This is a genomic window from Parabacteroides sp. AF39-10AC (genome assembly GCF_003635405.1).
Lineage (GTDB): Bacteria > Bacteroidota > Bacteroidia > Bacteroidales > Tannerellaceae > Parabacteroides > Parabacteroides distasonis.
This window is the reverse complement of the sequence record NZ_QTLP01000023.1, coordinates 82,031-89,736: the sequence shown is the minus strand read 5'-3', so window position 1 is coordinate 89,736 and position 7,706 is coordinate 82,031. Positions and strand designations below refer to the sequence as shown.

Annotated in this window: 7 protein-coding genes; 1 reads left to right on the top strand and 6 read right to left on the bottom strand. The window is 43.1% G+C overall.

The features are described 5' to 3' along the window. The 6 genes from DW033_RS18430 to DW033_RS18405 all read right to left on the bottom strand — a co-directional run. Positions 1 to 140: cysteine peptidase family C39 domain-containing protein (locus DW033_RS18430; RefSeq protein WP_147378177.1), on the bottom strand; the 140-nt coding region annotated here is incomplete at its 3' end. Between the two features lie 29 nt (positions 141 to 169). Further along, the gene (locus tag DW033_RS18425) at positions 170 to 1,315 is read right to left on the bottom strand and encodes a 6-bladed beta-propeller (protein ID WP_122383016.1); all 1,146 of its coding nucleotides are present in this window, start codon (positions 1,313 to 1,315) and stop codon (positions 170 to 172) included. Position 1,316: 1 nt separating this feature from the next. Continuing rightward, positions 1,317 to 2,222 (bottom strand): 6-bladed beta-propeller, encoded by a 906-nt coding sequence (locus DW033_RS18420; RefSeq protein ID WP_233554249.1) that lies wholly within the window; start codon positions 2,220 to 2,222, stop codon positions 1,317 to 1,319. Next, the gene (locus tag DW033_RS18415) at positions 2,219 to 3,181 is read right to left on the bottom strand and encodes a lipopolysaccharide assembly protein LapB (protein ID WP_233554247.1); all 963 of its coding nucleotides are present in this window, start codon (positions 3,179 to 3,181) and stop codon (positions 2,219 to 2,221) included. Before DW033_RS18415 ends, DW033_RS18420 begins: the two co-directional genes overlap by 4 nt. Before the next feature lie 336 nt (positions 3,182 to 3,517). Then, positions 3,518 to 5,086 carry an ATP-binding protein gene (locus DW033_RS18410; RefSeq protein WP_122383015.1) on the bottom strand — a complete coding sequence of 523 codons (1,569 nt, stop codon included), beginning with the start codon at positions 5,084 to 5,086 and terminating at the stop codon, positions 3,518 to 3,520. A gap of 283 nt (positions 5,087 to 5,369) precedes the next feature. Then, on the bottom strand, positions 5,370 to 6,545 hold the full coding sequence (locus DW033_RS18405; protein ID WP_048926906.1) for a 6-bladed beta-propeller: 1,176 nt from the start codon (positions 6,543 to 6,545) through the stop codon (positions 5,370 to 5,372). Between the two features lie 128 nt (positions 6,546 to 6,673). Between DW033_RS18405 and ruvB the strand changes: the two genes are divergently transcribed. Next, complete coding sequence (ruvB, locus tag DW033_RS18400) at positions 6,674 to 7,699, top strand: Holliday junction branch migration DNA helicase RuvB (protein ID WP_008778665.1); 1,026 nt, start codon at positions 6,674 to 6,676, stop codon at positions 7,697 to 7,699. Positions 7,700 to 7,706: the final 7 nt, after the last annotated feature.

Sequence of the window (7,706 nt, the reverse complement as noted above, 5' to 3'; positions counted from 1 at the left end):
CCTTCCCGTGTGATGAAGGCTTTCTCCCGTAAGTTCTGGATCGAGTACACACGGCCATAGAACTTGGCGATCATACGGAGGCAGCTAGGACCACAGTCCATAGAATCCAATTGCTGATAATGTGGAAACGATCTTAGCATAAATTAAAACATTAGGATATAGACATGATTTAGTTCTTATACTTGATCAGCATTATGACGGGATTAGAATCCTCATTCAATTTCGCCGCGATTTCGTTTAGCCTGCCTTTGAGCTTCCCTTCTTTATAAGCCTCAATCAATTCAGGCGCATCAAAGGGATACCAGTTCGCAATATCTTGATTAATAGATGAAATCCAATAGATCGGTCTTTGATATAAAAAATCAGTATTATATATTTGATATTTGAATATAGAATCTTCCTGTTTGTCGTATACCAACCTACTCACCGGTATTTTTCTCGTTTTAATATCGAGTTTTTTTTCTACGGTTCTCATAAAATAATAACGGCTTGTCACCCCCTCTACAAAAAGAAATATTTCTGTATCCATGGAATATATAGAGGGTGTCCTCACGATAAAAGGCTTAATATGACCGTTTGGCGAATAGGAATATAGGGTATCGGATGAGAGATTCATAAGTATCCAATTATCGGAAGTGGCGGTTGTAGCAAAAAAAGTAGGAATTACTTTTTGATCATTATCTCCGAATATAACCAGTGTTTTCTGTTCTTTAGAAGGAATTGTAATTTTCTGGATAATACTTCCGTCATACTTTGAGATAATCAAATGATAAGGCTGTTGGTCTGCCACCATTCCATAGCCTTTGTTATCATAAGTGATCAGATTATCCTTGTCATAATTAAAAACCTTAAGGTAGTCACTCTCGGGGTCTAGGAAATTAAAGCTTCTTTTAAAGTCCCCGTTTAAATCATATACTGATATTTTCCCTGTATGTGTAACAAATAGCTCATTGTTTTCCTCATCTAGTGTAATTCCTGCAATCCCCGGATATTCCTCGACACCTTGTCCTAAACGATTTATTTTCCGTATAGCTTTTCCCGTTTTCCGGTCAAAAATGAATATGTTCCCGTCGTTTGTGTTGTTTTTTACTATTATAAATTTTTTGCCGATATCCATGACATTACCATGTGTGATAAATTCGTCAGTCGTTTCCAGCGCAATATATTCCACATCCATAATATCCTGAAGGATTAGCTCCTTTTCTGGGTAATCTTTGTTAACATTGATCGTGACAAGCTCGTCTGTCGATTGCTTATCTTTTCCACATCCCGCTAAGGCAAAGAGGAGGACTGCTGAAATTAAATTTACTTTCATGCTAGTATTTATTTTTCTTATGTTTTATCAGCATAATCACCGGATTGGACTCTTCATCCAATGTAGTTGCGATCTCTTTCAGTTTGCCTTTCAATCGTCCTTTCCCGTAAGCCTCGACAAGTTCGTGGGCTTGCAATGACTGTCCGATTACGAACTCCTCATCTAAAGGTCTCAACGTCATATCCACTTCTCTTTTGCTGGTATAATCACCATTGTATATTTTAGGTATGAATAAAGAATTTTCCAGTCTATCGTACATCAATCCGGAAATTGGAAACCCTCTCCCTGTTTCAAAATTAAATTCCGCTTTCAACAGGCTCATGAAATAATAACGGTCGGTAAAAACGGTTGGTATAAGAAATACTTCAGGAGGATCCATGGAGTGTATGGAGGGGGTTCTTACGATAAGGGGGATTGTCGTATTAGCATCCGGCAAATAGTGGTATATGGTATCGGATGATGTCTCCATAAGTACCCAATTGGTATGATCTGGAACTATTTGATACATGGCGGTTGGTACTGGAGCGGCCCAGTTCTCCCAGTTTTCCCCATCTCTTGCGACCGGGCTTTTAATTTCCTTAAAAGGAATTGATATTTTCCGGGTGATACTTCCATCCTGTTTGGAAAAGATTAAATAATATGGAGGTATGGCGTTTGACGGGTTTTCCAGACTATTATCCGGTACATAAGAGATCAAATTTTCCCGGTCATAATTAAATGTATTTACATGAGATTCCGTACCTGCGGCTTTGAAACTCCTTTTAAAATTTCCGTCTAGATCATATACTGAGATTTTACTTCCGGTATAGGCTATGACAAATATTTCCTTGTTTGCTTCATCCAGAACAATCTCCGTAATACCTACATATTCCTCGCCACCTTGCCCTTTCCTGTTAATCTTCTTCAAGGCTTTGCCGGTTTTTTCATTAAAGTGATACTCTCTATCCATGCGGATTGTTTTTCTTTTACATATGACAGATATTTCAATGCTCCCGCATGAGTTTGTAAAGAAGGGCTGCTTAATGCCTTTTGCAGATAATATTCCGAGGAATCGATTTGCGCTGTCTCTAAATAGTATTTGCCTAGCACCAAATGGGTCGGAAAACGTGACTCCTCTGTTCGAAAAAGCCGTAAGGCCTGATCTATATATTTTGCGGCTACCTCATACTCTCCCTTTTCTAAATAAATATTGGCTAATTCATTGGGAATAGTTCCGTTACCCATAGCAGGGGCATAAGGTAATGCCTCACGGTAAACCTCTATTGCATCGATGAGTTGTTGAGTTACGGTATATGCTCTTCCTAGGTCTCTTAACACGTAGGCCTGTCCTATCGTATCACGAATCATTTCGAAACAATTATTGGCTTGTTTCAAATAAGGAATTGCTCTTTCATATACATGTTGATAAGTGTAGAGCATCCCTATCTGATTATTGATTCGTCCTAGCAATGCATAGTCTTTCACTTGCTTTTCATCTCGCAAAGCCTTTAAAAAACATTCTTGTGCTTTCATTGGTTGATCGAGGTCATTATTTATCAGTCCTTTGTAATACCAAGCTTTCGCTTTTCGTTCCAGATCGTCTGTTTCCTCATAATAATCCGTTGCGATCGTGATCAGCGAGTCGGTTTCATGCTTAACAAAAGTTTTGTCTTGCGCTTCCGTCAGCAATAAATAATAATGTGCCTTATCTTTTCGGGATAGGTTTTCTTTGTTCTCTATTTGCTCAAGGAGCATTAAGGCGCTATCCGGATGTTGGGGCATAAGGTTCTCTATTTTTCGGAAGTCTATGGTTTGATGGCCCATTCCGTCGCAAGAGATCCATATAATAGGTATTAGAATTAACAGGAAAACAATGTTTTTCTTCATCTGCGTATTATTTGTTGGCGATAAAGATAATACAAAAAGGCGAGGATATTCCGGCTGGAAAGTCCGACTTTTTTGAACGGTTTTTATTTCTGTTGTAAATGCATTGAATAACAGATTGTTACGCTAGATGTAAACTGTTTGTTTATGGCTTGTCAAATGAATAACTTACGAGTAGGGGTAGCCGTAAGCTTACGAGTTGGGAAGTGATTAGTTATTCACTTGAGGAGCCTTTTGGGGGAGAAGATATACTTCGATGCCACTTGAAGTATATCTTCTCCGGGCATAGGATATATACTTCATCGGCAAAGTAAGTATATATGGATAAAAGCAGGCTTTTTACCTTACCAGCCACTTCTCAATATTGCGGGTTTCAGAGGAGAAGTTCACGCCGATCTTGAAGACCTCCCGATTGTCTCCGGCGAAGGGTAGGGCGTAGCCTTTCTCCCCGATTTGCCGCAGGGCCTCCTCGGCGGTTCCGTTGAGCTTGAACTCCATGATATATACATAGCGATCGGTTTGCAATACGAGGTCGATACGCCCGTTCGAGGTACGGTACTCCACTTGCGTGTATAGGCCGACCAGCTTGAAGACGATGAAGAGGACGTTCCGGTAATGCAGCTCCGTGTCTCGTTCCGGCTTTTGCCCGGCGATCACCTCGTAGGGTGTGTCGGCGAAGAAGCTTTGGAGGCGGTGGAAGAAGGCGTCGTAATTGCCAGACCGTATCTCCCGAACGAACTGTCCGATCTCGAAGGGGGTCTTAGAGGCTTGTATGCTCGTATAGAAAGGAAGTAGGTATTTGACGAAACCTTCTTCCACCTCCTTGTTCGGGAACCCCAGTCGATAAATGCCAAACTCAGGATCATAGCCCTTGATGGTCAGGTATCCGCTTTGGTAGATGACGGGTATGGGATTGTTCGAGGCGGAGTCGATGCTGTTGAGCACGTCGGCGTCAGTCTCCGTGTTGGCCATCTCGTAGAGGTCGTAATGGGTGTGCTTGAGCAGCTCCACGAGGTAGGAGGGTGTTCCGGTCTCGAACCAGTAGTCTCCGAATTCCATCTTAGCGAAGGTATTCAATAGGCTGAATGGATTGTATATACCCTCGGACTTGGCAGTGAAATGGTATCCGTCATAGCGTTGCTTGAGTTTTAGGCAGGTTTCCTCGTAGGTCGTCATTTGGGTATCAGCCAGTTCCTTCACTTCGTCATCCAGATAGGCATGTATCTCTTTCTCTGTGATGCCGCATATCTCGACGTACCGATTATCCATCGACAGGTCCATGAGGTTGTTGAGGTCGCTGAACACGCTTACCTTGCCGAACTTGGTCACACCTGTGAGCAGGGCGAAACGGATGGCCCTATCCATGGTCTTCAATACGCCGTAGAAGGGTTTGAGCATGTTCCGGAGCCGGTTTTGCATCTCCTTGTCGTGCAAGTTCTGTAGCAAGGGCTTGTCGTACTCGTCTATCAGGATCACGGCCCTTTGTCCGGTTTTGCGGTAGGCCCGGTCGATGATTCCGGCGAAACGGAGGGGCAGGGTCACTTCCGAGGGACGTGTCCCATATTCGTCTTCGTACCGGGACAGGATGTCGTTTAATATCTTGTATAAGCTATCCGGAGAGTCGTATTGGGAGATATTTAGGTCAAAATGGAGGATCGGGTATTCTTTCCAGTCCTTTTCCAGTTTCTCCATGGCCAGTCCCTCGAACAACTCCTTTTTCCCTTGGAAGTAGGCCTCCAGCGTGGACAGCAACAGGCTTTTCCCGAAGCGTCGGGGGCGGCTGAGGAAGTAATACTGTCCGGTAGTAACCAATTGATAGACCAAGGCTGTCTTGTCAATATAGAGATAGCCGTCCTTGCGAATTTTCTCGAAGTTCTGTATGCCGATGGGATAAATTGTCTGGTTCATATCGTCCTATATTTTATGCGACTTATAAGCAAAGTTACATAAAATATAGGAGAGGAACCGTATCTTTAGAAGTAAATTTTCAACAATAATATCTTACTATGAAGTCGATTCATAACTAGCTGATAATAAGATAGATAAATATGCTTGTCGGATTTCCGTAAAAACACGTACATGTTTTCACGGATTCACGTACGTGTTTTTGGAAATTCACGTACGTGTTTTCCGAAAAACATGTACGAATAAAAAACAAGTCTGGAAAAATAGACAATAAGTAAGAAGTTTTTTACTCCTTATACTTAGCCACCATAATCACGGGGTTGGATTCCTCATTCAATCCCGCTGCGATCTCATTCAAGCGGCCTTTCAGCTTACCTTTCCTGTAGGCTTCCACCAACTCATTGGCTTCTAGTTTCTTTATGAAAGCGATCCCATCGTTATTGATGATCTTTAGTATTCCGTGTTCGTACCACATATCAACGGGTGTCTGATCTACGAAATCGTTATTATATACGACACACTCAAAGATAGCGTCCTCTTGTTTATCATATACCAAGTCGGTTCTGGGGAATCCGGTTTCTTTCTCAAAATCCCATTGTTTCTTTGTTGTTTGCATGAAATAATACCGGTCGGTAAGAATACTTGGATAAAGAAATACTTCCGGGGCCATAGAGCGGATAGGTGGAGTCCTTACGATAAAGGGTTTGATAGAGTGATCTTGGGAATAACTATAAATCGTATCTGTAGATGGCTCTATTAAGACCCAACTTCCATTTTGGGAAATTAATTCGGTATTACGAGGTCCTGCGGACCAAATTCCTTTTGATAAAAACGGTGATATCTTATGCTCATAAGGGAGTTCGATTTCCTTGACAATGCTCCCGTCTTGTTTGGACAGGAGCCAAAATGCGCTTTTTCTCAGATTTTTATAATTGCCAATCTCATCGTAGCAGATTAAGTTGTCTTGATCGAAATTGTATATCTTCCCGCTATTGAAATTAAAATCTTTATCGTACTTTAAAGTTCGCTTAAAGTTTCCGGACAGGTCGTATACGATAAACTGGCTCGAATAGTAGTTGTTGATAAACAGCTCACCTTTCTCCTCATCGAGGGCAATAGACCCGATATTCGTGTATTCTTGGCTACCTTGGCCGCTGCGGTTGATTTTTCTCTGGCCTTTTCCGGTCCGGTCGAAGATAAATATATCTCCGTCTTGTCCGTTCTTGTTTCTAAGGATTATGAGATTTTTGCCGATGGCTTGCATGCTGGCTGAGGTTATGAATTCCTCATTCGTTTCTAATGGGATGTATTCCACATCCAAAAAGTCTTGAAGAATCAGTTCCTTCTTCGGATAATTTGCCGTGATATCCACGGTTAAAAAGTCGTTAGCCGGTTGCTTGCCACTTTCGCATCCCGTTATCAGGAACAGGATCATCGCAGAGATTGTGAGTATAAGTTTCATGGTAGTATGTTTTTAAAGGTGTCCCTTTAGCAAACATATGCTTTTCTCACTGTCAGAAAAATATTTTATACATCTATTTTCGTGAATGTGTTGTTTAACATTATCTTTGCAAGTCAATGAACGTGAATATGGAAGATGATTTTGATATAAGGGATGCCCGGATGCCGGAAAACGAGCGAGAGTACGAGAACGTGCTTCGGCCGCTTTCGCTCCGTGACTTCAGCGGACAGGCGAAGGTGGTGGAGAACCTGAAGGTGTTCGTCATGGCTGCCCGCATGCGTAAGGAGGCGCTGGATCATGTGCTTTTGCATGGACCTCCCGGGTTGGGAAAGACGACGTTGTCGAATATTATAGCGAACGAGTTGGGGGTTGGTTTCAAGGTCACGTCGGGGCCTGTGCTGGATAAGCCGGGAGATCTGGCCGGGGTATTGACCTCGCTGGAGAAGAACGACGTGCTTTTTATCGATGAGATTCACCGGTTGAGCCCGATCGTGGAGGAATACCTATATTCCGCTATGGAGGATTACCGGATCGATATCGTGATCGATAAAGGACCAAGCGCTCGCTCGATACAGATCGATTTGGCTCCGTTTACATTGATTGGCGCTACGACCCGTAGCGGCTTGCTAACTAGTCCGCTGCGTGCCCGTTTCGGTATCAATATGCACTTGGAGTATTATGATATGGAGACGCTGACGAAGATCGTGCTCCGTAGTGCTAATATCTTGAATGTAAAATGTGAGTTGAACGCCGCTAGGGAGATCGCTTCCCGTAGCCGGGGTACGCCTCGTATCGCCAACGCTTTATTGCGCCGTGTGCGTGATTTCGCTCAAGTGAAGGGGAACGGAGATATCGATAAGGCGATCGCTTGCTTCTCTCTGGAGGCGTTGAATATAGACCGGTATGGCTTGGATCAGATCGATAATAAGTTGCTGACGACGATCATTGATAAATTCCAGGGAGGCCCGGTCGGATTAACGACGATCGCCACGGCTTTGGGCGAGGACCCCGGAACGCTAGAAGAAGTGTACGAGCCTTTCTTGATCAAAGAGGGCTTTATCAAACGCACGCCCCGTGGCCGTGAGGTCACCGATTTAGCTTATACCCATCTGGGACGTAGCCGGGTGGGGGAACAAGGTTCTTTATTTGATTAGACAGATA